Source organism: Bradyrhizobium sp. PUT101 (assembly GCF_052043945.1).
Classification (GTDB): domain Bacteria; phylum Pseudomonadota; class Alphaproteobacteria; order Rhizobiales; family Xanthobacteraceae; genus Bradyrhizobium.
Genome location: NZ_CP197207.1, coordinates 1,402,113 through 1,428,550, shown reverse-complemented (window position 1 = coordinate 1,428,550; position 26,438 = coordinate 1,402,113). Strand labels below are relative to the sequence as shown.

At 62.5% G+C, this 26,438-nt stretch carries 19 protein-coding genes and 3 pseudogenes; 12 read left to right on the top strand and 10 right to left on the bottom strand.

What is annotated here, in order from left to right:
- Nucleotides 1-501: 501 nt before the first annotated feature.
- From ACSHT2_RS06900 to ACSHT2_RS06890, 3 genes and pseudogenes are all read right to left on the bottom strand, one after another.
- Nucleotides 502-639, bottom strand: a complete 138-nt coding sequence (locus ACSHT2_RS06900) for a hypothetical protein (RefSeq protein ID WP_440640927.1) — start codon at nucleotides 637-639, stop codon at nucleotides 502-504.
- 370 nt (nucleotides 640-1,009) lie between these two features.
- Nucleotides 1,010-1,306 (bottom strand): annotated as a pseudogene (locus ACSHT2_RS06895) (helix-turn-helix domain-containing protein); the annotation flags it as partial.
- A gap of 449 nt (nucleotides 1,307-1,755) precedes the next feature.
- Nucleotides 1,756-2,652 carry a helix-turn-helix domain-containing protein gene (locus ACSHT2_RS06890; RefSeq protein WP_440640926.1) on the bottom strand — a complete coding sequence of 299 codons (897 nt, stop codon included), beginning with the start codon at nucleotides 2,650-2,652 and terminating at the stop codon, nucleotides 1,756-1,758.
- Nucleotides 2,653-2,828: 176 nt separating this feature from the next.
- On the opposite strand from ACSHT2_RS06890, the gene ACSHT2_RS06885 reads away from it, so the two are divergent.
- The 10 genes from ACSHT2_RS06885 (at nucleotide 2,829) to ACSHT2_RS06840 (ending at nucleotide 15,625) form a co-directional block, all read left to right on the top strand.
- Entirely contained in the window at nucleotides 2,829-4,532 is a 1,704-nt protein-coding gene (locus tag ACSHT2_RS06885; protein ID WP_440640925.1) for an FAD-dependent oxidoreductase, read from the top strand.
- Nucleotides 4,533-4,598: 66 nt separating this feature from the next.
- Nucleotides 4,599-5,831 (top strand): ABC transporter substrate-binding protein, encoded by a 1,233-nt coding sequence (locus ACSHT2_RS06880; protein ID WP_440640924.1) that lies wholly within the window; start codon nucleotides 4,599-4,601, stop codon nucleotides 5,829-5,831.
- 26 nt (nucleotides 5,832-5,857) lie between these two features.
- The gene (locus ACSHT2_RS06875) at nucleotides 5,858-6,196 is read left to right on the top strand and encodes an NIPSNAP family protein (protein WP_440640923.1); all 339 of its coding nucleotides are present in this window, start codon (nucleotides 5,858-5,860) and stop codon (nucleotides 6,194-6,196) included.
- 37 nt (nucleotides 6,197-6,233) lie between these two features.
- Nucleotides 6,234-7,028 (top strand): SDR family NAD(P)-dependent oxidoreductase, encoded by a 795-nt coding sequence (locus ACSHT2_RS06870; protein WP_440640922.1) that lies wholly within the window; start codon nucleotides 6,234-6,236, stop codon nucleotides 7,026-7,028.
- 33 nt (nucleotides 7,029-7,061) lie between these two features.
- Nucleotides 7,062-7,805: an SDR family NAD(P)-dependent oxidoreductase gene (locus ACSHT2_RS06865; protein WP_440640921.1), complete on the top strand. Its 744-nt coding sequence runs from the start codon at nucleotides 7,062-7,064 to the stop codon at nucleotides 7,803-7,805.
- Between the two features lie 367 nt (nucleotides 7,806-8,172).
- On the top strand, nucleotides 8,173-9,768 hold the full coding sequence (locus ACSHT2_RS06860) for a flavin-containing monooxygenase (RefSeq protein WP_440640920.1): 1,596 nt from the start codon (nucleotides 8,173-8,175) through the stop codon (nucleotides 9,766-9,768).
- Between the two features lie 368 nt (nucleotides 9,769-10,136).
- Nucleotides 10,137-11,006, top strand: coding sequence for a branched-chain amino acid ABC transporter permease (locus ACSHT2_RS06855; protein WP_440640919.1), 870 nt, complete (start codon nucleotides 10,137-10,139; stop codon nucleotides 11,004-11,006).
- On the top strand, nucleotides 11,003-13,546 hold the full coding sequence (locus ACSHT2_RS06850) for a branched-chain amino acid ABC transporter ATP-binding protein/permease (RefSeq protein ID WP_440640918.1): 2,544 nt from the start codon (nucleotides 11,003-11,005) through the stop codon (nucleotides 13,544-13,546). Before ACSHT2_RS06855 ends, ACSHT2_RS06850 begins: the two co-directional genes overlap by 4 nt.
- Nucleotides 13,547-13,570: 24 nt before the next feature.
- Nucleotides 13,571-14,830, top strand: coding sequence for an ABC transporter substrate-binding protein (locus ACSHT2_RS06845; RefSeq protein ID WP_440640917.1), 1,260 nt, complete (start codon nucleotides 13,571-13,573; stop codon nucleotides 14,828-14,830).
- Nucleotides 14,831-14,893: 63 nt separating this feature from the next.
- A complete protein-coding gene (locus ACSHT2_RS06840; protein ID WP_440640916.1) occupies nucleotides 14,894-15,625 on the top strand; it encodes an SDR family NAD(P)-dependent oxidoreductase in 732 nt (243 codons plus the stop codon).
- A 43-nt stretch (nucleotides 15,626-15,668) separates the two neighbouring features.
- Here the strand turns inward: ACSHT2_RS06840 and ACSHT2_RS06835 are convergent, their stop codons facing one another.
- On the bottom strand, nucleotides 15,669-16,151 hold the full coding sequence (locus ACSHT2_RS06835) for a MarR family winged helix-turn-helix transcriptional regulator (RefSeq protein WP_440640915.1): 483 nt from the start codon (nucleotides 16,149-16,151) through the stop codon (nucleotides 15,669-15,671).
- A 263-nt stretch (nucleotides 16,152-16,414) separates the two neighbouring features.
- Between ACSHT2_RS06835 and ACSHT2_RS06830 the strand changes: the two genes are divergently transcribed.
- Nucleotides 16,415-17,344, top strand: a complete 930-nt coding sequence (locus tag ACSHT2_RS06830) for an alpha/beta hydrolase (RefSeq protein WP_440640914.1) — start codon at nucleotides 16,415-16,417, stop codon at nucleotides 17,342-17,344.
- A gap of 173 nt (nucleotides 17,345-17,517) precedes the next feature.
- Here ACSHT2_RS06830 and ACSHT2_RS06825 read toward each other — a convergent pair whose 3' ends face one another.
- From ACSHT2_RS06825 to ACSHT2_RS06815, 3 genes and pseudogenes are all read right to left on the bottom strand, one after another.
- On the bottom strand, nucleotides 17,518-17,685 hold the full coding sequence (locus ACSHT2_RS06825; protein ID WP_440642791.1) for a hypothetical protein: 168 nt from the start codon (nucleotides 17,683-17,685) through the stop codon (nucleotides 17,518-17,520).
- A gap of 372 nt (nucleotides 17,686-18,057) precedes the next feature.
- Nucleotides 18,058-18,896: pseudogene (locus tag ACSHT2_RS06820) on the bottom strand (IS630 family transposase); the annotation flags it as partial.
- A gap of 376 nt (nucleotides 18,897-19,272) precedes the next feature.
- Complete coding sequence (locus ACSHT2_RS06815) at nucleotides 19,273-20,499, bottom strand: MFS transporter (RefSeq protein ID WP_440640913.1); 1,227 nt, start codon at nucleotides 20,497-20,499, stop codon at nucleotides 19,273-19,275.
- Between the two features lie 289 nt (nucleotides 20,500-20,788).
- Between ACSHT2_RS06815 and ACSHT2_RS06810 the strand changes: the two genes are divergently transcribed.
- Nucleotides 20,789-21,826, top strand: a complete 1,038-nt coding sequence (locus tag ACSHT2_RS06810; protein ID WP_440640912.1) for a zinc-dependent alcohol dehydrogenase family protein — start codon at nucleotides 20,789-20,791, stop codon at nucleotides 21,824-21,826.
- A 261-nt stretch (nucleotides 21,827-22,087) separates the two neighbouring features.
- Here ACSHT2_RS06810 and ACSHT2_RS06805 read toward each other — a convergent pair.
- The 3 genes and pseudogenes from ACSHT2_RS06805 to ACSHT2_RS06795 form a co-directional block, all read right to left on the bottom strand.
- Nucleotides 22,088-23,260 (bottom strand): annotated as a pseudogene (locus tag ACSHT2_RS06805) (acetate/propionate family kinase).
- Nucleotides 23,257-24,663: a bifunctional enoyl-CoA hydratase/phosphate acetyltransferase gene (locus tag ACSHT2_RS06800; protein WP_440640911.1), complete on the bottom strand. Its 1,407-nt coding sequence runs from the start codon at nucleotides 24,661-24,663 to the stop codon at nucleotides 23,257-23,259. The pseudogene ACSHT2_RS06805 and the gene ACSHT2_RS06800 overlap by 4 nt, the downstream one beginning before the upstream one ends.
- A gap of 6 nt (nucleotides 24,664-24,669) precedes the next feature.
- Nucleotides 24,670-26,418 (bottom strand): PHA/PHB synthase family protein, encoded by a 1,749-nt coding sequence (locus ACSHT2_RS06795; RefSeq protein ID WP_440642790.1) that lies wholly within the window; start codon nucleotides 26,416-26,418, stop codon nucleotides 24,670-24,672.
- Between the last annotated feature and the right edge of the window lie 20 nt (nucleotides 26,419-26,438).

The window sequence follows — 26,438 nt, the reverse complement described above, 5'->3', positions numbered from 1 at the left end:
GCAGCCGCAATTGCGCGGCGGCCAAGTCGCAGGAGAGCAGACTGACCGGCCTGCCAGCGGAACCGGTGTGTGGTTCAAGCTATCTGCATGCACAGCCTTGATACACTGTGCGCTACAGCCTACGATTCAGATAGCGCTCCTGCGGCCCCCAGAGTTCGATACTCCTCGGCAGAAATGCCCCAGTCGTCCAATGCGGTTCGGCCGTCGATGCCCGGCCTGGGAGCCGGCCGGCTTAGCTCCGAGGGCGTGCGGGAAAAGCGGGAGGCTGGGCTCGGATGACGGACGCCGTCGAACAGCGTGGACACATCGCGAGCCATCATTTGCGGATGGGCAGGCTTCGTCAATGGTCAGCACGGGCGCCAGGCACGCATCGTGTCCTGCAGCCGCCGTAACCCATTCGTGGCCGAAGCAACGCTTCGCCAGAGCGACGATCTCGGCACGTTCCGCGTCCGTGAGCCTCATTGGTCCTAACCGGCTTTGCTTGGCGATATTAGCAGCTCATCAGCAACAAGAAAGGGCATCCAACGGTTCGCCAGCCAGCTCTGGAAGGAAGTCTGGAGGGTCTCGGGGATCGTCGAGGAACTGCTCGACCGCCGCAAATTTGGCCGCCTTGATTGCGTCCTCGTTGATGATGAACATCAGTGGCTTCTTGCCCTAGGCACCCTAGGCCCGCTTCCGCTCTTCGGTTCCTTCGTTAACCGCCTTCTTCGCGATCCGGGCCTCCCGATTTCAGCCATTAACTATGAATGAGGTGGGACCGGAAAGCCCTCTTTCGGAATATGTGCTGTCGATCGAAGGTGCTCGGGCTCACCAAGGATCAGGCCGTCTGCCCCCGGGCGCCTTTCGTCTTCGGCTCGTCCTTGGCACCGCCGTGTGTGTATCGGCGCCGAACTGAGCCCCTTGAACCAACTACGGCAATCCCTTGTGGCGAATAAAGGAGTCCGCGTCGCGATGGGGTCCCGATCGGCGCCGATGGTGACCCCATCTCGACTGCCATTTCTCAATAGCCTAGCCGCCTGATCAGCAGTTCCCGGATCTTGCGCGCGCCCCAGTGTGGCTTCTCAGCCTTGAGCTGGACAATCAGGCTCTCGATCTGCTCCGGCAGTTGGTTGGCATAGCGCACCGGCCGCCTCGAGCGATCGCTCAGGGCCTCAAGCCCGTGCTCCTTGTACCGATCGAAAATCTTGTAGCCGGTCTTGCGGGATATCCCGAACTCCCGGCAGACATCCGTCATGGCCTCCCCGTCCAGTACTCGGGCGACAAAGCGAAGGCGCTCTTCCATAACCGAACTCGCTTTCCACGGCATCCACACCTCCCGCTTGCAAAAAAGCGAAAAGTGTAACCCATGTGTCCGGGACGAAATGTCACCTATGTCTCGGGCCGCTCATTTTCCTTCAGGTAGAGCGGCTTGTCATCGTCTCAGGTACGGATTTGGCTGAAGCTCACTTCAGATCCATACAACCACCATACAACGCAAGGTGCGCGAGGAGCTCTCCAACTGCGACGTTAGATCGCCGACAAGGCTCATTGCGGTTCAGGAATGTTGCCGGTTGCTGCATTAGTGCAGCACCGAGGGTAACGTCGGGGTCGTTTTGTCGTTATGCAACAGGGCGCCGTGCCTAGCGACGGGAGAATTGTTTGCGGATGGCCCCCCATGGAGTGCGCCGGCACTATCTCGGGGAAAGTCGTAACCATGCTTGAGGTAAAGAATCTAGAAGTTTGCGCTGGGCGGGCAGTCGATCCTGCGTGGCATATCTAGATCTTCACTAGGCTGGTGCAATTGCTGTCGTTTGACAATAGATCCTTTCGAAAGCGGCCCGGCGACAGGCCGACGTTGCGGGAGAAGAACCGGTTGAAATAGGCCGCATCAGCATAGCCGAGCGCGGCGCCGATCTCGTTCACGGTCATGTCGGAATAGAGCAGGTTGCGCTTGGCTTCGGTGAGCAGCCGGTCGTTGACCAGGACGAGTGACGACTTGCCCGTCGTCATCCGACAGCAGGCGTTGAGCCGCGCCGTCGTCACGCCGAGCTTGTGCGCGTAGACCTCAAGCGAGGCGTGATTGCGGAAATGCTTTTCGACGAGCTCGCGAAAGCGCATCACGGTGTCGGCCTCTCTCGCAGTGGAGACGGGGCGAGCGCGCTCCTGTTCGAGTAGCCGGCGTACCGTCACTGCGAGCAGTTGCAGATAGGCCTTGATGGCCGTGCGGCGGCCAGGGGCTGACCAGACGAACTCGTGCTCGAGGGAAGCGAACAGGTCGACGAGGTCGATGTCGCGGCCGATCTGTTGCGGAAGAAACCGTGTTGGCACGCGAAAGCCGTCGACGAGATCGGCATCGTCGTCGAGCGCGGATTGCAGGAAGGGCGGCGCCACGGTGATGACATAGCCGTCGGTGCCGGGCTTGAAGCGGATAGCATGGATCGTCAGCGCGGGGATAATGACCAGCGACGGCGGTACGACCTCCCAGCTCACGCCCTCGACCTCGATCGCGCCGCCGCCCTTGCTGATCGCCAGGATCTGGTGATGGTCGGGATGCGTGTGGGTCCGGATTGTCCAATTGTGACGGCCGCTGCGCACAGGAATCGGCTCGATATGGAGGAACGAAGGCGCCACCTCCGGAGCCGCTTCCTCATACAAAAAATAGTGTGGAATCATGCCTTCGGTTCCCTCCGCGGCGGCTGCGGCCAGTGCCGGCTGCTGCACGCACGTGCGAAAAGTACAATACAATGGGAGTTTCGTCCATTGGCGGCGTCCGCGGCCGCGGCTATCCAGAGCCTCGCGCGTTCAGAGCTGACAAAGCACAGCGCGCGAGGCCACGGGAGGAAACGGCAATGTCAGGACAGGGGCGCGATCTGTCGTGCGACGTGCTGGTCATTGGCTCGGGCGCGGGCGGATTGTCCACTGCGATCACGGCGCGGAAGTGCGGGCTCGACGTGATCGTCGTCGAGAAGGATCAGTATTTCGGTGGCACGACGGCTTTTTCCGGCGGCGTGCTCTGGATTCCCGGCAATCGACATGCCCGCGATGCGGGCGTCGCGGACAGCCGCGAGGCGGCGCGCACCTATCTCAAGCACGAGACCGGCAATCATTTCGACGACGCGGCGATCGACGCCTTTCTCGACGTCGGCCCGCGCATGCTCGACTTTTTCGAGACAGAGACCGAAGCGAAGTTCGTGCTGTCGGCCTATCCCGACTATCACCCCGACGTCGATGGCGGCGCGAAGCTCGGCCGTTCGGTGACGGTGGCGCCTTACGATGCCCGCGCGCTGGGCGAGGAGATCCGGCGGCTGCGACCGCCGCTCGAGACCATCACCTTCATTGGCATGATGTTCAATTCGTCCAACGACGAGCTGAAGCACTTCTTCCGCGTGACCAGCTCGCTCGGTTCCGCGATCTACGTGGCCAAACGGCTTGCGAGTCACCTCTGGGATCTCGCGCGCTATCGCCGCGGCGTGAAGATCACCAGCGGCAACGCGCTTGCCGCGCGTCTCGCCAGAACAGTCTTCGACCTCGGCATCCCGCTGCTGACGGCAACGCCGGCGCTACGGCTGATCAGCTGCAACGGCGTTATCGCGGGCGCGGTCGTCAGCGATGCGAAGGGGGAGTACGAGATCACGGCGCGCCGCGCGGTGGTTCTGGCGAGCGGCGGATTTCCTCACGACGAGGCGCGCATTGCGCGCGCATATCCGCATCTTGCCCGAGGCGGAGAGCATCTGTCGCCAGCCCCCTCGTCCAATACCGGCGACGGCATCCGGATGGCGGAGGAGGCGGGCGGCAGCTGCGACATTCGTTTTTCGAACGCGGCGGCCTGGATGCCGGTGTCGCGCGTGCCGCTCGGCAATCGCACCGGCGCGTTTCCGCATCTCGTGGACCGCTACAAACCCGGCGTGATCGCCGTGAACCGGCACGGGCGCCGCTTCACCAACGAGTCGGACTCCTATCACGACGTCGGCGCGGCGATGATCGCCGATGGCGCCGGGGGCAGGGAGACAGCGGCGTGGCTGATCTGCGACCACGCGACGATCCGCAAGTATGGGCTCGGCTACGCCAAGCCGGCGCCGGTGCCGGTCGGAACCTTCGTGCGCAACGGCTATCTGAAGCGCGGCGCGACGCTGCGCGAGCTCGCCATGGCCGCGGGCATCGATGCCGGCGGCCTGGAAGCAACTGTGGGCGAGTACAACGAAGGAGCCGCTCAGGGCATCGACCGCGCATTCAAGCGCGGCAGCACGGCCTTCAATCGTTATCTTGGCGATGGCGAGCACAAGCCCAATCCGAACGTCGCTCCAATCGGTGCCGGGCCCTACTACGCGCTGAAGATCATCATGGGCGATCTCGGCACGTTCGACGGTCTGACCACGGACGTGGTCGGCCGCGTCGTTCGCCATGACGGCTCGGCGATCGCTGGGCTCTATGCCGTCGGCAATGATCGCGCCTCGATCATGGGCGGCAACTATCCCGGGGCCGGCATCACGCTCGGGCCGATCATGACCTTCGGCTACATCACCGGCCGTCATCTCGCCGGCCAGCAAGCCTGATCAACATTCCTCAATCGCATCAACGGCGGCCCGTAAAGCAAAGCCGGCCAGGTAGGGAGAAACGACATGACCTTGACACGCCGCGGTTTCGTCGGTGCCGGTTTCGCGACAGCGCTGGCGCCCCGCCTCGTCCGGGCGCAATCCGACCACACAATCCGGATCGGCGTGATCACCGACATGTCCGGCATCTATCGCGACGTATCGGGGCCCACGACGGTTGCCTGCGCGCAGCAGGCGGCGGCCGAATTCATGGCGGCCAATCCCTCCATCAGGGTCGAGGTCCTGGTTGCTGACCATCAGAACAAGGCCGATGTCGGGCTGGCGCTCATCCGCAAATGGTTCGATCAGGACGGCGTCGACGTCATCGAGAATGTCGGCAACTCTTCGATCGCGCTCGGCGCCAAATACCTGATCGAGGACAAGAACAAGGTCGCGCTGATCACCACCGCCGGCTCGTCGGACCTGACCGGCAAGAGCTGCAGCGCCAATCTCGTGCACTGGTCCTGGGATTCCTGGTGCCTCGCCCATTCGACGGCGACCTCGCTCGTGCGCACCGGCGGCTCGAAATGGTTTTTCGTCACCGCCGACTATGCCTTTGGCCATGCTGCCGAAGCTGACGCGGCGAAATTCGTCAAGGCGGCCGGCGGCACGGTGCTCGGCTCGGTGCGCTATCCCTTCGGCTCGACCTCGGACTTCTCGTCGTTCCTGCTGCAGGCCCAGTCGAGCGGCGCGAATGTCATCGCCTTCGCCAATTCCGGCAACGAGCTGATCAACTGCCTGAAACAGGCCCAGGAGTTCGGCCTCGACCAGGGCGGCACGCGCATGGCGGCCCTGGTCGGCTATGTCACCGACGTCATCGGCATGGGACTGTCGACGGCCAAGGGCCTGTCGCTCACCGAGACCTTCTACTGGGATCTCAACGACCGGACCCGCGCCTTCATGAATCGCGTGAAGCCGCGCCTGGCCTCCAATGTCTATCCCAACATGAGCCAGGCTGGCGACTACGCCTGCGTGCTGCACTACCTCAAGGCGGTGAAGGAGCTTGGCGTCGAACAGGCCAAGCGCAACGGCCGCGGCGTGGTCGAACTGATGAAGAAGATGCCGACCGATGATGACTGCTTCGGTCAGGGTCTGATCCGCGCCGACGGCCGCAAGATTCATCCGGCCTATCTGTTCGAAGTAAAGAAGCCGACGGAGAGCAGTTCGACCGGCGACGTCTACAAGCTGGTCTCGACGCTGAGCGCGGACGAGGCGTTCCGCCCCCTCGAGGAGGGGAATTGCGCACTCGTGCGCAGTTGATTGCCCAAAGCCGGATGAGAGAGCCAATGACCGAGCACGCCATTGTCGACTTGCGGGTCTACACCATTCGCCTGCGAAAGATGGGGGAGTTCATCGATGTCTTCGATCGTCTCGCAATGCCGGTCCAGCTCAGATATCTGGGGCGACCGCTCGGGATGTTCACGAGCGCGGTTGGCCCGCTGAATCAGGTCGTCCATCTCTGGGGCTTCCCCGACATGGGCGAATTCGAGCGGGCGCACGTCGCGCGCGACAAGGATTCGGAGTGGCCGGCTTACCTGCATGCCTCCCAGCATCTCATTGTCGCCCAGGAGAACCGTCTGATCCGGAGGATCGAGCTGCCGTCCCTGGCAGACCTCGCCACCTGAGGCGGCGGTCTCGTTCTTTGAACCCTCGGAGCTCTACATGGCATGGATCGATCTCACGGCGAAAGTCGCAGTCGTCACCGGCGGTGGCGCCGGCATCGGGCGCGGCATTGCGCTCGGTCTTGCGGAAGTCGGCGCCACTGTTGTCGTGCTCGACCGCGACGAGGCCGGCGCGGCCGTGGCAGCGGAGATTCGGGCAAATGGCGGCCGCGCAGAGTTCCTTGCCTGCGATGTCACCAGTGATGACAGCGTCGCGCGGGCCGCCAGCGAGGTGGCGGCGAAGGTCGGCGAGACTGAGATCCTCGTCAACAATGCCGGCACGATGCTGCCCGGCGGGCTCGAGACCACGAGCATGGGCAATTGGGAACGCATCCTGTCGCTCAATCTGACCGGCTACTTGCGCTGCGCGCGGATCTTCGGCGAGCCGATGTTGGCGCGGGGCTCCGGCGCTATCGTTCACGTGGCATCGATCTCGGCCTCGTTTCCGCAGAGCTACAGTGGCGCCTACAGCGCGAGCAAGGCCGGCGTGGTCATGTTGTCCCGTCAACTCGCTGTGGAATGGGGACCGCGCGGCGTGCGCAGCAATGTCGTCAGTCCGGGCATGATCCGCACGCCGATGACCGAGGCGATCTATCAGGCCCCCGGCGTGCATGGCGCGCGGCGGGTCTTGGTGCCAGCGCAGCGGATCGGGCGGCCCGAGGACATCGCAGATGCGGTCGTCTTCCTCGCGAGCGAACGCGCAAGCTACATCACCGGCGAGGAGATCGTCGTGGACGGTGGTTTCACCCGAACCCTCATGGGCACAATTCCCCGTCCGGGCTTCGAGAAGAACTGAATGTCAAGCAGGCAACAACGCCGGGTGGGGGACATGCTGCTAGAGGGAAAAGTTGCCGTCATCACCGGCGCCGGCTCCGGGATCGGAGCCGCGATCGCACGGCTGTTCGCCGCCGAAGGGGCGAACGTCTTGCTCGGAGATCTCACCGAGAGCGGCGCTGCGCTTGCGGCCGAGCTTGTCGCAACCGGACATGCGGCCGCGTTTCAACCGGTCGACGTCACCGATGAGGCGGCCGTTGCCGCGCTGATGGAGGCGGCCGTCAACCGCTTCGACCGGCTCGACATCCTCGTTGCCAACGCCGGCATTCCCGAGCGCAAGTCGCCGATCCACGAGCTCGATCTCGCCGACTGGCGGCACGTGATCGATGTCGATCTCACGGGCGTGGCGATCTGCAACAAGTTCGCCGCAGGCGCCATGCTCGCGACGGGCGGCGGAGCCATCGTCAACATGGCATCGATCCTCGCCCATGTCGGCCAGGAGAACAGCAACGCCTATTCGGCCGCGAAAGCTGCAGTCGTCAATCTCACGCGCTCAGTGGCGCTGACTTATGCGCGTCAGGGGATCCGGGCCAATTGCGTCTCTCCCGGCTATGTCGATACGTCGTTGTTGGCAAAGCTGCCGGAGGCGACCCGCCAGATGATGCTGCTGCGGCAGCCGATCGGGCGGTTGGCGCGGCCCGAGGAGATTGCAGAGGTCGTGGCCTTTCTCGCCAGCGACAGGGCCTCGATCATCACCGGCGCCTGTATCAACGCCGACGGAGGCTATACGGCGATCTAGATTCCTCAATTCCGCTGTTGCAGATGGTTGAACGTCTCACGGATTGATGAAGCTATCCGAGGGAGGTCGCGGCTCGCCATCGTCGGACCGGATTCGCGGTTGCTCCTGGTTGGGTTCGCGGTCTGTTGTTCCAGCCCGGCAACTTGGCTCGGGCGTCGACGGGCGGTTGCTTGTGATGGCGGAGCTCTGCTGCGCATTCGACACCGTGAGACATCACAAGTATTGCGATATCAACATCTTGTCGTCCATCGATCTCCCGCGCATGGATCGGCATCCAATTTCTATGTTGCGATCGCAACATAGTGCGTATATACGCTCTCCAAAGCCGTTTAGGCTGAGCAATGAAGAATACTCGGAGGATACCGAAATGACTGCCAAAGTTGACGTGATCGTGGTGGGGGCCGGATTTGGCGGTCTCTATGCGCTGCACCGACTGCGTCAGGACGGTTATTCGGTCAAGGTGCTGGAAGCGGCAGAGTCGATCGGGGGGACCTGGTACTGGAATCGGTATCCCGGGGCGCGATGCGACGTCGAGAGCATGCAGTATTCCTACTCGTTCTCGAACGAGATCCAGCAGGAATGGAAGTGGTCCGAGCTCTATGCCGCGCAGCCGGAAATTCTCGCCTATATCAACTTCGTCGCCGACAGGCTCGACCTGAAGCGCGACGTGCAGCTCAACACGCGCGTGGTGTCGGCGCGCTTCGACGAGACAAGCAGCACCTGGGAGGTCAGGACCGAGGCCGGCGAGGTCCTTGTCGCGCCTTATTGCATCATGGCCACGGGCTGCCTGTCGATCCCGATGGTGCCCGATTTCCCGGGCCTGAAGGACTTCAAGGGACCGGTCTACCGGACGTCGGACTGGCCGCACGAGGGCGTCGACATGACCGGCAAGCGGGTCGGTCTGATCGGCACCGGCTCGTCGGGCATCCAGGCGACGCCGATCCTCGCCGCCCAAGCATCGCATCTGTATGTCTTCCAGCGCACCCCCAACTACTCGATCCCGGCGCTGAACCGGCCGATGACCAGGGAGTACGAGCGCTCCTGGAAAGACGAATATCCGGAGCGCCGCCTCGCTGCGCGCAAGACGCGCAACAACACGCTCAACATGGCAGGCTCCAAGCCCGGACGTGACGTCAGCAGGGACGAGCGCGAGGCCGAGTTCGAGCGACGCTGGACGCAGATCGGTGGCATCAGCTTCATGTATGCCTATCCGGACATGACCAGCGACCCCGAGGTCAATGCGCATGCCTCCGAATTTGTGCGGCGCAAGATCGGCGCATTGGTGCACGATCCGGACGTGGCCGAGAAACTCATGCCGAGCGACTACGGCATTGGCGGCAAGCGGATCTGCGTCGATACGGCTTATTTCGAGACCTTCAATCGCAGCAACGTCACGCTGGTCGACATCCGGTCCGATCCGATCGAGCGGCTGACGGCGACGGGGGTGAAGACGAAGTCACAGTCGTTCGAGCTCGACGTCATCGTCATGGCCACGGGCTTCGACGCCATGACGGGCGCGCTCAAGCGGATCGATATCACGGGGCGGGCGGGCGTGAAGCTCGCCGATCGCTGGGCCGAAGGCCCGAAGACCTATATCGGCATGGCGGTCGCGGGCTTCCCGAACATGTTCCTCATCACGGGGCCGCAGAGTCCGTCCGTGTTCACGAACATGGTCACGTCGGTAGAGCAGCACGTCGACTGGATTGCGGACTGTATCGCCCATTTGAAGACGAACCGGCGAAAGGCGATCGAGGCGACCGCCGAAGCGGAGGCAAGGTGGGTCGCCCATTCGAATGACCTTGCCAGCAAGACGATGATGCCCAACGCCAACTCTTGGTATGTGGGAGCGAACATTCCGGGCAAGCCGCGAATCTTCATGCCGTATCTAGGCGGTGCGGCCGTGTATCAGGACTACATCGCCGATGTCGCCAGAAAGAACTATGAGGGCTTCAGCCTTGCATAGGGCGCGGGCTCGGCGAGTGGCGCCGACCGGCTGACGCCCGGCCGGCGTAGCAGGCTGGGCGGATCGTGCCGCGCGGAGGGCACGGAATTTGAAATCTGAGATTGTCGCGACGTCGTGACGCGGCGAGGGCATCTTGCGCCGTCAGCATTATGTTGCGACCTCAAGTCGGCATTGTGTTGCGACCTCAACATGATTGTGAATAATGGCGGTGTCAGAGGGAGGAGTTTTGATGCGTGTGACTCGCGGCGCTCTTGCGCGCGTCGTGTTCCGCGGAGGGGACGTCAGGACCGCGCCAGCGCGGGACGGGCGGCCGCATGAGATGGATGTGACGACGCAGTCCGGCGCCGCGGCGGTTGGACATCGCGCCGATGCTTGAAGCCATCGTATCGCAGCTCGCCAACGGACTGGTGCTCGGGGTTCTCTACATCCTGATAGCGATCGGCCTGTCGATCATCTTCGGCCTGCTCGGCATCATCAATTTCGCGCACGGCGCCTTCTTCGTCCTCGGGGCCTATATCGCGGTGACAATCATCGGATTGTTCGGCTGGTCCGCCGTGATCCTCGCGCCGATCGGCGTCGCCATCGTTGGCGTCCTTTGCGAAAAACTCGTGGTCAGGCGTCTCTACAGCGAGGGGCCGCTGCTGAGCCTGGTCGTGACGTTTGCGCTCGCGCTGCTGATCGAGGCGACGATCCGCTCGGTCTGGGGTACCATGGCGCTGCCGATGAGCCCACCGTCGGCCTTCGCGGGCATCGTCGAGATCGGACCGATCCTGCTGACGACTTACCGTCTCGCCGTGCTCGGAATCACCGTCGTCATTCTCGGTCTCCTCTGGGCCTTCTTTGCGCTCACGCCCTACGGCAGGATTCTGCGCGCGGGCAGCCGCGATCCCGAGATGCTGGGCTGGATCGGGATCGACTTTCCGAAAGTTCGCACCGGGGCATTCGCGCTCGGCTGCTTTCTCGCCGGCGCCGGCGGCGTGCTCGCCGGGCCGCTGTGGACCGTGACGCCTGCGATGTCGTCGGCGGCCAGCATGCCTGCTTTCGTGATCGTGACGATCGGGGGGCTGGGGTCCTATCCCGGCGCGATCGTGGCCGGGCTCCTGGTCGGTGTCGTCACCGCCTTGTCGGTGCAGTTTGCGCCCGAGCTCTCCGGCATCGCGATGTATGTGCTGATGGCGGTCGTGCTGCTGTTGCGGCCGCGGGGATTGTTCGGAACGGCGTGGGAGCGGTTCGAATGATCCGTGCCGCGCTGAAGAATCCAATCCTGATGCTCGTGGTCGTGCTTGGCGGGCTGACGGCTTACGCCTTCGTCACGGACGCGCATCTGTCGATCGTTACCGAGATCGTCATCTACGTGCTTTACGCCGCCGGGCTCAACATCATGTTGGGGTATACCGGCCTCGTGCCCTTCGGCGCGTCGGTGTTCTTTGGCACAGGCACCTACATCGCGGCGATCGCCGCGCTGCGCTACGTCGGCAACGAGGTGGAGGCTCTGCTGCTCGCGGTGCTGCTCACGGCCCTGGTGGCGGTCGTTCTCGGCGCCGTGGTGCTGCTCAGGCGGGGCCTGTATTTTTCGCTTCTGACGCTCGCCTGCTCGCAGATCGCGTTCGAGATCGCATTCAAGTGGACCGACGTGACGGGCGGCGAGAATGGACTTCAGGACGTTCCGCGCGTGCTGATCAGGGACCCGCGGGCCTTTCATCTGCTGTGCCTCGGTATCGCGGTCAGCGTGCTCTGGGGAATCTGGCGGTTCGGCCACTCGCCGCTTGGTCGCACTTTCCAGGCGCTCCGGGAGAACGAGACCCGGGCGAGGAGTCTCGGCTACAACGTCTATGGGCTGAAACTCTGCTCCTTCGTGATGTCGGGCGCCGTGATCGGGCTCGCGGGTGGCCTGCTCGCCTTTCTGGTCCAGGGCGCCTACGCCAACAATCTGAGCTGGCAGCATGCCGGCGATGCGCTGCTCGCCAACGTGCTGGGCGGCGTTCATCATTTCCTTGGGCCCCTGTGGGGCGTGATCACGTTCCTGCTGCTGCAGGACGCGCTGAGCTCGATCATCGAGAACTGGTGGTTGCTGTTCGCGCCGATCGTGATGATGCTGGCGCTGTTCTCGCCCCAGGGATTACACGGGCTCTATCAGCGGCTGTTCGGTCGGCAGCGCCATACGCTGGTGAAGGACGGCATCCCGCCGCGGCCCGCAACGATCAGGCCCTACGATCCCGGCAGCTTCGATGGTGTGGCGACGGGCCCAATCCTCGAGGTGAGGAGGCTGTCACGCAATTTCGGAGCGGTGGTCACCGCGCGAGAGATCGACCTGCAGATCAAGTCGCGCGGCTTGCACAGCCTCATCGGCCCCAACGGCGCCGGCAAGACGACGTTCTTCAACATGCTCTCCGGCGTGCTGTCGCCGAGTGGGGGCCGTATCTTCTTCGAGGGACGCGACATCACGCGAACCTCGGTCCATCAACGCGCCCGCATGGGGATCGGGCGATCGTTCCAGATCGTTCGCATCTTCCCGCAATTGTCGGCCTACGAGAACGTGAGGATTGCCGCCCAGGCCGGCGCATCGAGCAGGTTCGTCTTCTGGAAGGACGCCTACGGGTTCGATGACCTGAATCAGCACACATGGACGCTCCTCGACACCGTCGGACTCGCGGACAGGGCGGACACGCTGTGCGAAAATCTCGCCCATGGCGAGCAGCGTCTGCTCGAGATCGCGGTGACGCTGGCGACGAGGTCGAAGGTGCTCCTGCTGGACGAGCCGCTGGCGGGTCTCGCCGAGCACGACCGTCAGATCATCACCGATCTGATCGTGCGCCTGAGCAAGGAGCACGCGGTGTTTCTCGTCGAGCATGACATCGATCGTGTGCTGGCGATCTCTGATCGGATCACGGTTCTGCACAATGGCCGTCTCATCGCTGACGGTGCGCCGGCTGAAATTGCGCGAGATCCGGCGGTGATCGCCGCGTATCTCGGCAAGCGGCACGGTGCCCGCCGTGCGGGCGCGGTGGCAGGTCAAGCTGTCCCGGTGCCGGCCACAGCCGTTTCGGCTCCGATCCTCCTTCTGTCCGATCTGACTGGTGGCTACGCGGGCAGCCGGATTCTCAACGGCGTCGACCTGGAGGTGAGGGAGGGCGAGGTGGTCGCCATCCTCGGCCGCAACGGTGTCGGCAAGACGACGATGCTCCGCGCCATTCTCGGATCCTGCGATGTCAACGCCGGTGACATCCGCTTTGACGGCCAGTCGTTGCTCGGCATGCCGTCCCACGAGATCAATCGCAGGGGAGTCTCTATCGTTCCCGAGGGGCGTCGGCTGTTTCCGAACCTGACGGTCGCGGAAAACCTGCGGCTTGCCGTGCGCCCGGGTGGAGCGTCGGTCGAGGAGATCTTCGGGCTGTTTCCGAGGCTGCGGGAGCGCCGCGACACCAAGGCGCAGAACCTGTCGGGCGGTGAGCGGCAGATGGTGGCGATTGCACGCGTGCTCATGGCTCCGAGCCGCCTCATCCTGCTCGACGAGCCCTTCGAGGGACTGGCGCCCGCAGTCGTCGACGACATCATGGCGGCCATCATCAAGCTTCGCGAACGGGCCAGCCTCGTGATCGTCGAGCATGACGCGTCGGCAATCCTCGATATGGCCGACCGCGCATATGTCCTGGTCAATGGCCGCGTCGTGTTTGAGGGCGCGGCAGCCACGCTTGCCGCCGATCATGCGCTCCAGGCCAAGTACCTCGGCATTGCGCACGAGGAGGCCGACATCGCTCAAAGCCGGGCTCGGAACTAGCAACAACAAAGCAGAGGAAACGACATGGAAGGCCAGGGACGGAAATCAGGACTGCGTGGGAGCGGAATCTCCCGACGAACATTGCTGGGCGCGGCGGCTGCCTCCGGCGGTGCGCTCACGTTTGGAGCCCCCTTCATCAGCAGAGCGCTCGCGGAAGAGCCGGTACGCATCGGTGTCATGATCGCAAAGCAGGGCGCCTTCGTGCAGCAGGGTGCGGATCTCGTGGCCGGCCTCCAGCTCGCGCTGAAGGAAGCGAATAACAGTGCAATCGGCCGGAACATCGAGATGACGTGGCTCGACGAGTCCGATCCGCAGAGCGCAACGCAGAACATCACCAAACTGATCCAGGACAACAAGGTATCGATCGTCCTGGGCGGGACCTCAAGCGCCAACACGCTCGCGATGGGAGCAGTCGCAAAGCGAAGCCGCATCCCCTTCATCGGCCTGAACGCGGCGGCGCGGGAAGTGACCGGCAAGGCGTGCAACCGGTTCATGTTCCGCGCCCCGGCGTCGGTGCCGGTCTACGCCCGTGCGATGGCACCCGAGCTTCTTGCCGTCGGCAAGAAGTGGTACTTCCTGATCGCGAATTTCGCGTTCGGCGACGACGTGTTGTCGACCTACAGCGAAATTCTCAAGGCTGCGGGTGGAACGATCGCCGGCGTGGATCGCGTGCCTGTCGAGACCACGGACATCAGCTCGTTCATCCTGAAGGTCAGGCAGGCCAAGCCCGATGTTCTCGTCAGCGGTCTGGCCAATGTCGGTCCAATCCTGAAGCAGTTGAAGGAATTCAACATGACCGCCCAGGTGACCGTTGCCGGTCCGGCGGTGAGCGACACCGACCTCTGGAGCGTCCCGCGCGAAGCGCTGACCGGCATCTATGGCAAGACCTGGTATTTCAACGACCCCGCGAATCCGCCTGAAGACAGGCACATGGTCGAGACCTACCGCAAGGTCAACAACAAGCCGCCGACGGATCGTGTCTGGATGGGCTGGTTCATGGCCCGCTTCGTCCTTGCGGCGATCGAGCAAGCCAAATCGACCGATAGCAACAAGCTCGTCGAGTCGCTGGAGAGCCTGAAGTTCAAGGTCGGATCGTCGACCGCCTCGTTCCGCGAATGGGACCACCAGCTGATCAACCGGCCGGTGATGGGGACCGCCCAGGCCAATCCCGCCGATCAGTGGGATACGCTGAAGATGAAAGCCCAGGCGGAAGCCAGCGCTGGCGAGCTGGAGAAGCTGTTCGGCTCAAAGGACGAGATCGGCTGCGCGATGGAGGCGCTTTGAGCGAACGAGCGGCCCCCTGCGGAATACGTTCGCAGGGGGGCTCACCTTGATCGGGAGGCGAGAATGGGCCGGTTCGACAACAAGATCGTGCTGATCACGGGGGCCGCTCGTGGTCAGGGGGCGGAGGAAGCGCGTCTGCTCGTGGCAGAAGGTGCACGGGTCGTGCTCGCCGATGTGCGCGAGGAAGAGGGGCATGCGCTTGCGGCAAGTCTGGGCGCGGGCGCCAAGTTCCAGCACCTCGATGTGTCCGAAGAAGCGAGCTGGCAGTCCGCGATGAAGCGTTGCGAGGACATGGGCGGTCTCGACGGCCTCGTCAACAATGCCGGGATATACCGGCCCACGACGATCCAGGAGACCGACGCGGCGCTGATGGAAGCACACTTTCGCGTCAATCAGCTCGGAGTGTTTCTCGGCCTCAAGATGGCCGCGCCCTTGCTGAAGCGCCGCAGTGGCGGCTCGATCGTCAACATATCGTCCACGGCCGGATTGCAGGGAATTCCCAACGCCATCGCCTATGTCGGCACGAAATGGGCCGTGCGCGGGATGACAAAGACAGCCGCGCTCGAGCTCGCGCCGTCCAACATCCGTGTCAATTCCGTCCATCCCGGCCTGATCGACACTGAAATGCTGAGCGCACGGTCGCGCGAGGACCTGGAGCGTCGGGCTGCGCTCATTCCGCTGAAGCGAATGGGCACCGCGGCGGATGTTGCGCATCTCGTGCTGTATCTGCTCTCCGACGAAAGCGCGTACATCTCCGGTGCTGAAATCTCAATCGACGGCGCGCTATCGCTGTAGGGCGGATCGGGACATGCATCCGCAGGTGCGCTCAGGGCGGCCCCTAGTACTTGCTGGCGTCGATCGCCTCGACGGCCGGCAGGTTGCGCAAGAGGACATTGAGAGAAGCGATCAGGTCGTCGACCTGGCTCTTGCTCAGCCCGGTCAGCAGGGCATCCTGGCGGGCGAGGGCCAGGCGGATCATGCGGTCATGCATGGCCTCGCCCTTCGCCGTCAGCATGAACACGAGATTTCGTCCCCGCCCCTGCTGGCTCTTGATCAGCTTCTTCTCCTGAAGGATGGCCGCTCCCCGGCTGAGTCCGGCCTTGTCGGATCCCATCAGCTGGCTCATCTGCGCACCCGTGCCGGTCTCATAGACGGCGAGGTAGGACAGAATGCGCCACTCCACGATGTTGATTCCGAATTGTCTCCGATAGACCTGCGAAGCGCTCCCCGCGAGCTTGTTCGAAAGCCACAGCAGCAGACCGGGTACATACCTCTCGAGATGGAGATGGGTCTGCCTGCGGGTGGTCGTCCTGATCGTCATGCACTTGGGTCCCGGGTTGCCAATGGAAGGGGCGTCGCTCCGGACAACTATTGGCCGGATAATTCAAAGGCGACAAGTGGAGGCGGTGGACAAATCCGCATTCGATTTGCGACGCGCCCGTCGCTCGTGGCGAAACCGGTCGAGGGAAGCTCTTCGAGGCACAAGTCGGGCCGTGGTGATCCGTCCATCCCGCCATGGAGTTCGATGACAGACCCATGCGTGTCCTGATGGCAAATTTTGAATTGTGGAAGGAACCTTAGATCATGCCGTTCGATCCGGATTGCGCCGCGCTCGTTACGCGTCTTCGCGACCTTAATCTCCCGCGCTATGAAACGATGACGCCGCTGCAAGCCCGTGAAGCGATGGCCGCTGCCCGAAAGGCGGCTGCACTTGTGCCGCCTGCAATCGCCGAAACTCGCGACATGGTGGCGAAGACCGCGGATGGAAGCCTGCCCGCTCGCCTCTATCGCCCGGCCGCCGACGCGGAACTGCGGCCCACGTTGGTTTTCTTCCACGGCGGCGGATGGGTGCTCGGCGATCTCGACTCGCACGACATTCTCTGCCGCAGGCTGTCGCTAGCGGGCAAGTGCAATGTCATTGCGTTTGATTACCGGCTGGCGCCTGAGAGCAAATTCCCGGCAGCGGTCAGCGACGCGATTGCCGCCGTGAAATGGGTGATTGAAAATGCTTCGGCCTTGCAGCTCGATCCTGCCAGAATTGGCGTCGGAGGCGACAGTGCCGGAGCCAATCTCGCGGCCGCTGCCACTCATCAGTGTCGCGACGAGGAATCCCACAAGATCGCGTTCCAGCTTTTGATCTACCCGGCGGTCGAAATGACCTGCAGTCATCCGTCTCACAGGCTCGACGAGGTCGGCCTGCCTGTACTTGGAAGCACGATGTTGTGGTTCCGAGATCTCTACCTCAGCTCGGTCGACGAACAGAGGGACTGGCGCGCATCGCCGCTGCTCGCGCGGCGCTTCTCGGGTCTTCCGCCGGCCTACGTGTTGACAGCGGGTTTCGATCCGCTCGCGGACGAAGGAGCGGCCTATGTCTCAAAGCTATTCGATGCAGGCGTACCCGTGCTTCATCGTCACTTCTCTGGACAGATTCATGGATTCATGACTATCGGCGCACAGTTTCCCACGACGGAGGAAGCGCTATTCAACATCGGAGCATGGATGCAGAGCTTCTAGTAGAGATCGTGACCTCAGAAACGCGCACAGGCTTCGCCGTTCGAGTTAGGACACTGGATCTGACAAGATCAGGATGCCGCTAAGCTGATGCCCGACCCGGCTGCTTGGTCAGTCCAGAGGTTGGTGGACAGTCCAGGAATAGTTGCGAAACCGTCACCAATTGCTACGAGAGTTCAGGACTCCGCCAAATGCACCATGAGAGTCTCCTGGATCGCTGTCGCGATCATCGTTCCGGTGGAGTCGTGAACACGTGCGACGGACAGTCCGTGGCCTCCCTCGGCACAAGGACTTTCGGTTTCGAAATGCATCCAGCCATCGGCGAGAAGGCGTGGTGAAACCAGATGCAGTGATTGAGGCCTGAAAGATAGAGCGGCTCCTTCGATGTAGATCGCGAAGATGGCCGCCGACGCTGCCGAAATTCAGACACCAGTCCGAGAGATACGCAAAGACCGCCTGTTGGGCCCGCGAGTTGGCAGCCAGGAGATGCCGTCCTCTAAGCCAGAACTGAGGCGTGATTGCGCGGTCGCGGCAGAAAGCTGCTGCTCGATGTCTGGAACGCGAAAATCCATGCTCGGCTTCACATGGCGAGAGTAGGGGGCCGAGCGTCCGCAATTGCCGCATGGGGACATCCGGAATCGTTGTCAGCTCCGGCAAACTCTCTGGGTCCTCCGTCAATGCCGACGACGAGATGGCGTGTCGCGGCCCCGGCTGCCGCGCGCAGAACGTCGCATGCGCGTCGAGCACAAGGCGGCCGCCTGCTCGATCGGATTAAGGTCGGGTGAGTAAGATGGCAGGTACCAGAGCCTGGCCCCGGCCCCGCGGCAGAGGCGGCGCAGAGCAGCCGACTTGTGGCTGCCGAGATTATCCATGATGACGATGTCGCCGGGTCTGAGAACTGGAACGAGCTGCTGTTCGACATATGCTCGGAAGCACTCGCAGTTGATCGGCCCGTCGAAGACGCGAGGGGCGATGAGGCTGTCGCAGCGCAGAGCGCCGAGAAAGGTCAGCGTCTGCCAATGGCAGTGCGGGGCAAAACCCCGCACCCGCTCGCCCTTCGGTCCCCACCCGCGTAACGGGGCCATGCTGGCCTTGATCCAGGTCTCGTCGATGAAGACGAGGCGCCGGGGATCCAAGCTGGCTTGCCACGACCGTCAGCGGCGACGCCGGTGCGCAACGTCAGAGCGCGCCTGCTCGAGGGGCGAATAGTGTTTTTTTTGAACCCCAGTCCCTCGCGCCGCAGGAACATCCAGACCGTGTTGTGCGAGACCTTAACTCCCCGCGCGGCCAGTTCGTCCTTCAGCTTGTGCAGGGTCAGATGCGGCGTCTGGCTGATACGCTCCTTGATGAACGCGCGATGGGGTTCCAGCACCGGCTTGCGGTCCCCGCCCATCTTGCCCGGTGCTACCGAACCAGTCGCCCGATGGCGCTGCGACCACTTCACCACCGAGGACACTGCAACGCCAAATCGAGTCGCCGCCGCCCGGCAGCTCTCGCCACCAATCACCGTTACAACCACCCGCTCACGTAGATCACTGGAAAGAGGTCGGCTCATCAGATGCTGGCCCCCCGGCCCAGCTAACATCTTGAATCACAAGCCGACCCTCATGGGAATCCCTACCGATTCAACCTAGCCATGAAGTGCTCCAGGAAGCCAAGGGCCTGCATTGCCGCGGCGGTTTGAAGGATCAATCCGTGCGTGTCCAAGTGATCAAAGCACACCGACCTTGCCAGCATGATCCTCGAAGCCATCCTGTCGCCAGAGCGATGTCGAGATCAACGCCGATAACGAGCCCATCAAGACGCGGTGGGTGATGGGAGCGAAGTTTGGGGCAGCTACGAGGTAAACCGCGAGAGAACGAAATTTGAGAAAGGCGTTGGGTAGTTGGAACCGAAACTTTAGCGTTCCGTTGTCTGGACTCTCTTGAGTATCAACCTTTGCGAGAATCAAAGGGCATTTCGTGTCCTCTGCCTAGGACTAGCGTCAGACCAATCAACGCGACGGCGGTGAATCCTGCGCCCGCCAAAAAAGTTGCCGCCGGTCCATAAGCATCCCACAATCCACCTGCGAGGACGCTTGCAACCAGCATCGCGATGCCTCCGGCGAAGTTGAACATGCCGAACGCCGTCCCCCGAAGGTCTTCCGGTGCGGTGTCAGCCACCAGACTTGCGAAAAGACCTTGAGTAAGTGCCATGTGGAGCCCCCAGAATACGACGCCGAGCATCAAAAGCGAAATGGTCGGGCCGAGGGCGAGAATAAGATCTGCTACGATCAGGCACACAAAGCCGACCGCGAGCAGCCCACCGCGGCCAAGCCGGTCGGAAAGCACGCCGGCCGGATAGGCCGCGAGCGCATAAACGACGTTCATCACAACCATGACGGCTGGCACGAGCGTGATCGGAAGCCCGACATTTTGTGAACGTAGGATAAGAAACGCCTCGGAGAACCGGGCAAGAGTCAGGATCGTGGCGACGGCGACCACGGCCCAGAACCGGCCGGGCAGACGCCTGACATCCGCTAGACGTAGGCGCGGCTTAGTATCTGTTTCGTGCCGAGACGGTTCCTGGACGACGAATACCATCACGGCCAACGAGATGAAGGCCGGCAGCACCGCGATCCAGAACACGAAGCGGAAATTGTCGGAGCTGAGCGCCATGAGGGCGATGGCGGCGAGCGGCCCGACAACAGCGCCGATCGTATCGAGCGACTGACGCAAGCCGAAGCTCGCGCCCCGCAGGTCCTCTGGCGCAATGTCCGCAACGAGCGCATCCCGAGGGGCGTCGCGGATGCCCTTCCCGATGCGATCAACGAAGCGCGCCGTGACGACCCAACCGACGCTAGCCGCAAGCGGAAAGACGGGCTTGGTAAAAGCTGCAAGACCATAGCCAATCGCCGTCAGCAGCTTGCGCTTGCCGAGCCAGTCGGACAGTGCGCCCGAGAAGATCTTTGTGATGTTTGCAGTCGCTTCCGCGATGCCTTCGATGAAGCCGACCGCCAATGTCGACGTACCGAGCACGGTTACGAGATAGACGGGGAGCAGCGCGTGGACCATCTCGGACGAAATGTCCATGAACATGCTAACGAAGCCGAGCGCCCAGATGCCTCGCGGCAGCCCGGCGCTCAGCTTCTGTCCTGGTCGAGGGATATCGCCTGCCATTTTACGTTTCCCGGACGGATGACATGTGGTCCGAGCTCTCCTGCTAACCGATTTCTTGGGGGCGCGTGATCGACCCCTGCACCTGTTGGGTCTCCCATTCCGACGCGGCACCAGCTGTCACGTAGTCATGCTTTGGGCACGCGTGGTTTGATCGAGGTCAAGCCCGTCACTTGGATTTCAATTCATACAGGTAATGCATATTTGCGTGCTGAAGTCGTGCAGGCATTGTGCAAAAACATGGTCGTAGCTAACGCGTCGTCGGTCGCCGTCAGATTCGTAGGAGAATGTTATGAGGGCACTCGTTTATCACGGTCCAGCGGCGAAATCCGTCAAAGACCATCCGATGCCCAAAATCCAGGCCCCCGGCGATGCGATCGTCAAGATGGTGAAGACTACTATCTGCGGCACGGACTTGCATATTCTCAAAGGCGACGTGGCCACCTGTGCGCCGGGGCGCGTCCTCGGGCACGAGGGCGTCGGGGTCATTGACTCCGTCGGCGCCGGCGTCACAGCATTCCGCCCGGGCGATCGCGTGCTGATCTCGTGCATTTCCTCCTGCGGCAAGTGCGAGTATTGCCGACGTGGCATGTATTCGCATTGTACGACGGGAGGCTGGATTCTCGGCAACGAGATCGATGGCACACAGGCCCAGTATGTCCGCACCCCGCACGCTGAAACCAGTCTCTATCGGATTCCGGACGGCGCGGACGAAGAGGCGCTGGTGATGCTGAGCGATATTTTGCCCACCGGCTTCGAGTGTGGCGTCATCAACGGAAAGGTCGCGCCGGGTTCGTCGGTTGCGATCGTGGGCGCCGGACCGATCGGATTGGCCGCCTTGCTGACAGCCCAGTTCTACTCGCCGGCGGAAATCATCATGATCGATCTGGACGACAGTCGCCTTGGGATGGCGCGGCAGTTTGGCGCGACGCATACGATCAACAGCAAGGACGGAAAGGCGGCCGAGACGGTGAAAGCTCTGACCGGCAATCGCGGCGTCGACACGGCCATCGAGGCGGTCGGCATCCCCGCGACCTTCGCTCTCTGCGAGGAACTGATCGCTCCCGGAGGCGTCATCGCCAACGTAGGCGTGCATGGCCAGAAGGTCGATCTTCATCTCGAGCGGCTATGGTCGCAGAATATCACAATCACCACGCGGCTGGTCGATACGGTGACGACTCCGATGCTTTTGAAAACAGTACAATCCAAGAAGATCGACCCGACGCGCCTGATCACGCATCATTTCGGCTTCGACAACATTCTCGATGCCTATGACGCATTCGCCCGCGCCGCCGATACCCAGGCACTGAAGGTGATCATCACCTTTTAGTTTTGGTTTCTCGCGCCAAGACTGGGAATTACAACCTTTATACGTCTCGAGTCGCCCCCCGTTGTTTCCGATCGTCTCGAATACGCTATCCAACTGACCGGGAATACGTACATCGTAGGAGACAATGATCGGCACCAATTGACTCGCCAACAGGCCGCACGTAGGGCTCGGCGTTCTCGTTCGAATAGGTGATCGGCGAGTTCTCTTCGGCCTTCACCACAAAGTCGCATTTGCCGGCAAGATCGACAACGGCGGGCAGTGTCATTCCTTCCTGTTCGATACGGAAAGAGCCTCGTCCGCGATCACCTGCTCCTCATCGGTCGGAATGATGAAGGCAATGATCCGGCTTGATGCGGAGCTAATTGTTTCGGCGTTCGCGGCGTTGGCGGCGGTATCAATTTCGAGGCCGAGCCAAGCCAAGCGTTCGCATATCGCCATGCGGATCTGCGGCTGGTTCTCGCCGATGCCCGCCGTGAAGACGATGCTATCGAGACCTCCAAGCGTCGTTGCGAGCCGCGCGATTTCGCCCGCGGTGCGGGAGGTGAAAAGGTCGAGCGCCTCCTCGGCCTCCGGCTGATCGCTCGCCAGCAACTCGCGACTGTCGGCGCTGATGCCCGACACTCCGAGAAGGCCACAGCGATGATAAAGAATGTCCTCGACCTCCGCCACGGTGCGACCGCCGGGACCGAGCAGATGCAGCAGAACGCCTGGGTCGAGCGCGCCGCAGCGGGTCGCCATGGGAACGCCGTCGAGCGTGGAAAAACCCATACTGGTGTCGCGGCTGACACCCGCTTCAAGCGCACACAGGCTGGCGCCGCTGCCGAGATGTGCGACGACCATTTTGCCTTGGGCTGCGTTGGGTGCGCGGCGCATCAGTTCACCGGCGATAAATTTGTAAGATAGTCCGTGAAAGCCGTAGCGCTTGATGCCGTCATCGTGAAGCCTGCGCGGAATGGCGAAGCGCCGGACGACCTCCGCATTCGTGCGATGGAATGCCGTATCGAAGGAAGCCGCCTGTACGAGTTCCGGCCGAAGATGCTTGATCGCACGGATCAGCCGAAGGCTCTGGGGTTGATGCAGCGGCGCGAGCATCGTCAGCTTGTCGATCGTCTCGATCGTCGGATCGTCGATTCTGACCGGTCCGGCGAACGTATCACCACCGTGAACCACGCGGTGGCCGATAGTAGTGAGGCGGCCCATGTCGAAATGCTTGCCGAGCCAGCCAAAGGTCTCCGCCATGACCTCCCGCAGCTACGGCCTCAAGATCAACTTCAAAGGTCGCGGGCCCTTCCGTGACGCGGAAGCTCAGTGGCTTCCGGCGAAAGTCGATCACTCCCTTAGCCACCCGGCAGACAATGGTCGTATGACCTCGAAGAGGCCGATCTTGACCGTCGAGGAACCGGCATTGAACGTAAGCAGCAGCTCAGGGTTCATGATGATGATAGTCCTTTCACGAGTCGCGGCGCGGCGACCAATTTGGCGAGCGCCGCCGACGTGATCCGCGCGGCCAGGGAATCGGCGCGGCTGGTCAGCACGATAGGAACGCGCGCGCCGAGCACGAGACCGGCGGCGATAGCGCCGGCGAAATAGATCAGTTGCTTGGCCAGCATATTGCCGGCTTCGAGATCTGGCACCAGCAAGACGTCGGCATAGCCCGCGACAGGCGAGACGATGCCCTTGGTCCGGGCTGCGTCCGGGTTGATGGCATTGTCGAAGGCCAGCGGCCCGTCCACCTTGGCGCCGCTGATCTGGCCGCGCGCCGCCATTACGGTCAGCGCGGCGGCATCAAGCGTTGCCGGCATCTTGGGGTTGACCGTCTCGACAGCGGCGAGCACGGCCACCAGTGGCTCTGCCATGCCTAATTTGTGCAGGAGATCGATCGCATTCTGGCAGATGTCGCGCTTTTGAGCCAGCGTCGGCTGGATGTTGATCGCCGCGTCAGTGATGATGAGCGGCTTGGGATAGGCCGGCACATCCATGGCGTAGACGTGACTGATCCGCCGTTCCGTCCGGAGCCCCGAGCCGGGAGCCACTACCGCGCCAAGCAACTCGTCGGTGTGCAGGCTGCCCTTCACCAGCAAGGAGACCCTGCCGGCGACCGCGAGTTCGACGGCCCGCGCCGCAGCAGCATGGCTGTGCGTGACGGTTTCGATGGCGATGCCGTCCAGCGAAACCTTTGCAGCTTCCGCAGCCGCGCGAATCTTCGCCCCCGGTCCGATCAACAGTGGCTCGAGCAAGCCCTCGTCCCGAACCTCGATGGCGGCAAGGATCGCTTCCGGCGAGCAAGGATGCACGATGGCCGCCGGAATCATCGGAAGATCGCGTGCCATCTTCATGAAGGCCTCGTAACGGTCGTGCCGACGGAGCGAAACGTCAGGTAACTTTGTTCGCGGCCATTCGATCGAGTGGTCAGGAGCAATCACGGTCGCGATACCCGTCAGCACTGGATCGCCTTTCTGATTGGTACAGACAGTCTCGAGGCGCACGATGTGCTTCTCCGACCTCTTCTCCTTGACCGTGACGGTCGCGGTGATGGTATCGCCGGGTGCGGCCGGCCTCAGGAATTTCAGGTCCTGCTCGAGATAGATCGTGCCCGGGCCGGGCAGCTTCGTCCCCAACACGGCCGATACGAGCGCGCCGGTCCACATGCCGTGAGCAACGATGTGACCGAACAGGTCTGTGGCCGCGAATGCCGCATCGAGATGCGCCGGGTTCGTATCGCCGGAGACGGCCGCAAAAAGATCGATGTCATCCCGTCCGACGATGCGCACAATCGAGGCCGCATCGCCCACCTGCAGTTCGTCGAAAGTCCGGTTCTTGACGAATATCTCGGCCATATAGCATCACCGCTGGAAGACGTAGGTGCCGGGGGCATCCTCGATCGGCGCATAGTCCTTTTCGGCGGAGCGCAGGGCCGGCGGCGGCACGGGTTCCGGCGCGGAATGGGTGGCGAGCCAATCGGCCCAATCCACCCACCATGACCCATCTTTCGATACGGCGGCAGCAGCCCATTCATCCGCTCCGAGGCAGGGATCGGCGGTACGCTTCAAAGCGACGCGAAAACGGCGGCGTTGATGGCCAGGCTCGCTGACGATGCCGGCATTGTGCCCGCCGCTTGTGAGCACGAAGGTGACGTCGGTATCGGTGAGATAGTGGATCTTATAGACCGACCGCCACGGCGCGACATGGTCGCGTTCCGTCCCGACGACGAACATCGGCGCGCGGATGTTCTGAAGCGCCGCCGGCCGCCCATCGACCATGAAGCGCCCAGCTGCCAGCTCATTATTGAGATAGAGGCGCTGGAGATATTCCGCATGCATTTTGTAGGGCATACGTGTGGAGTCCGCATTCCACGCCATGAGGTCGACCATCGGCGTGCGCTCGCCCATCAGGTAATCGTGCACAAGCCGCGACCAGACGAGGTCGTTGGTGCGCAAGAGGGAAAAGGCCCCCGCCATCTGGTCGGCGGAGAGATAGCCTCTGTTCCACATCATGCTTTCGAGGAAATGCATCTGGCTGTGGTCGATGAACAGCGCGAGTTCGCCGGGCTCGGTAAAATCTGTCTGGGCGGCGAATAGTGTGACGGAAGCCAGTCGGTCATCACCGGCGCGCGCCATGGCGGCGGTCGCAATAGATAGAAGTGTACCTCCCAGGCAGTATCCCGTTGCATGGATTTTGCGGTCTGGAACAATGGCGCCGACGGCATCGACCGCCGCCATGATACCCAATCTCCGGTAATCGTCCATGGTGAGATCGCGATCATCAGCAGTCGGATTGAGCCATGATATACAGAAGACCGTGTGGCCTCGTCCCACGAGGTAGCGGACCAGAGAATTCTGCGGTGAAAGGTCGAGAATGTAGTATTTCATGATCCATGCCGGCACGATCAGCACTGGTTCAGCGAGCACCGTCTCCGTGGTCGGCGCATACTGGATCAGCTCGATCAGATGATTTCGGTAGACGACCTTTCCGGGCGTAACAGCGACGTCCTTGCCAACTTGGAAAAGCTCGGTGCCTACCGGCGGCTGCCCCGTGGCGAGTCGATTTATGTCCTCCAGCCAATTTTGCCCCCCTTGAATGAAATTCGCTCCGCCGGTCTCGATCGTCTTCTCGACCACTTCGGGGTTGGTGAAGGGATTGTTCGACGGCGAAAATATGTCGAGGAGCTGGCGAGCGGCAAAAGACACCACATCCTCATGATGCGGCATGATGCCAGGCACTTCGTGAGTGACGTTGTGCCACCATTGCTGATTCAGCAAGAAGGCCTGTGCCCAGAAACTATAGGGTTGTTTTCTCCATCCTTCCGCGCGAAACCGATAATCCCCGGGTAGCGGCTCGATGCACGGCGGCGTGCCAGAGTGGGCGCCCGCTGCAGCCACGTGGGACAGCAACCGGATTGTCTTGCGCGACGCTTTGTCAACGAGTTCCAGTCGCTTGCCGGGGGCCGACGCCAGATGGATCGACCAATCGAAGAAGGCAAGTGCGAGAGAGGCAGGCGATAAACCTCCTGTCGTCTGTGCGGCCAAGGCTTCGCGCATCCGGTCGATCGAACGGAACGCCTCGCTGCCGACGCTTTCCTCGAGCCGAGGCATCCGTGCGGGCCGGGCCAGAC

What these genes read in the sequence shown, in the direction of transcription:
- ACSHT2_RS06850 (WP_440640918.1), top strand. Translation starts at nt 11,003, where the DNA reads ATGATCCGTGCCGCGCTGAAGAATCCAATCCTGATGCTCGTGGTCGTG.
- ACSHT2_RS06855 (WP_440640919.1), top strand. Translation starts at nt 10,137, where the DNA reads ATGCTTGAAGCCATCGTATCGCAGCTCGCCAACGGACTGGTGCTCGGG.
- ACSHT2_RS06835 (WP_440640915.1), bottom strand. Translation starts at nt 16,151, where the DNA reads ATGACGATCAGGACGACCACCCGCAGGCAGACCCATCTCCATCTCGAG.
- ACSHT2_RS06830 (WP_440640914.1), top strand. Translation starts at nt 16,415, where the DNA reads ATGCCGTTCGATCCGGATTGCGCCGCGCTCGTTACGCGTCTTCGCGAC.
- ACSHT2_RS06870 (WP_440640922.1), top strand. Translation starts at nt 6,234, where the DNA reads ATGGCATGGATCGATCTCACGGCGAAAGTCGCAGTCGTCACCGGCGGT.
- ACSHT2_RS06885 (WP_440640925.1), top strand. Translation starts at nt 2,829, where the DNA reads ATGTCAGGACAGGGGCGCGATCTGTCGTGCGACGTGCTGGTCATTGGC.
- ACSHT2_RS06845 (WP_440640917.1), top strand. Translation starts at nt 13,571, where the DNA reads ATGGAAGGCCAGGGACGGAAATCAGGACTGCGTGGGAGCGGAATCTCC.
- ACSHT2_RS06865 (WP_440640921.1), top strand. Translation starts at nt 7,062, where the DNA reads ATGCTGCTAGAGGGAAAAGTTGCCGTCATCACCGGCGCCGGCTCCGGG.
- ACSHT2_RS06815 (WP_440640913.1), bottom strand. Translation starts at nt 20,499, where the DNA reads ATGGCAGGCGATATCCCTCGACCAGGACAGAAGCTGAGCGCCGGGCTG.
- ACSHT2_RS06875 (WP_440640923.1), top strand. Translation starts at nt 5,858, where the DNA reads ATGACCGAGCACGCCATTGTCGACTTGCGGGTCTACACCATTCGCCTG.
- ACSHT2_RS06800 (WP_440640911.1), bottom strand. Translation starts at nt 24,663, where the DNA reads ATGGCCGAGATATTCGTCAAGAACCGGACTTTCGACGAACTGCAGGTG.
- ACSHT2_RS06795 (WP_440642790.1), bottom strand. Translation starts at nt 26,418, where the DNA reads ATGCCTCGGCTCGAGGAAAGCGTCGGCAGCGAGGCGTTCCGTTCGATC.
- ACSHT2_RS06810 (WP_440640912.1), top strand. Translation starts at nt 20,789, where the DNA reads ATGAGGGCACTCGTTTATCACGGTCCAGCGGCGAAATCCGTCAAAGAC.
- ACSHT2_RS06890 (WP_440640926.1), bottom strand. Translation starts at nt 2,652, where the DNA reads ATGATTCCACACTATTTTTTGTATGAGGAAGCGGCTCCGGAGGTGGCG.
- ACSHT2_RS06840 (WP_440640916.1), top strand. Translation starts at nt 14,894, where the DNA reads ATGGGCCGGTTCGACAACAAGATCGTGCTGATCACGGGGGCCGCTCGT.
- ACSHT2_RS06860 (WP_440640920.1), top strand. Translation starts at nt 8,173, where the DNA reads ATGACTGCCAAAGTTGACGTGATCGTGGTGGGGGCCGGATTTGGCGGT.
- ACSHT2_RS06880 (WP_440640924.1), top strand. Translation starts at nt 4,599, where the DNA reads ATGACCTTGACACGCCGCGGTTTCGTCGGTGCCGGTTTCGCGACAGCG.
- ACSHT2_RS06900 (WP_440640927.1), bottom strand. Translation starts at nt 639, where the DNA reads ATGTTCATCATCAACGAGGACGCAATCAAGGCGGCCAAATTTGCGGCG.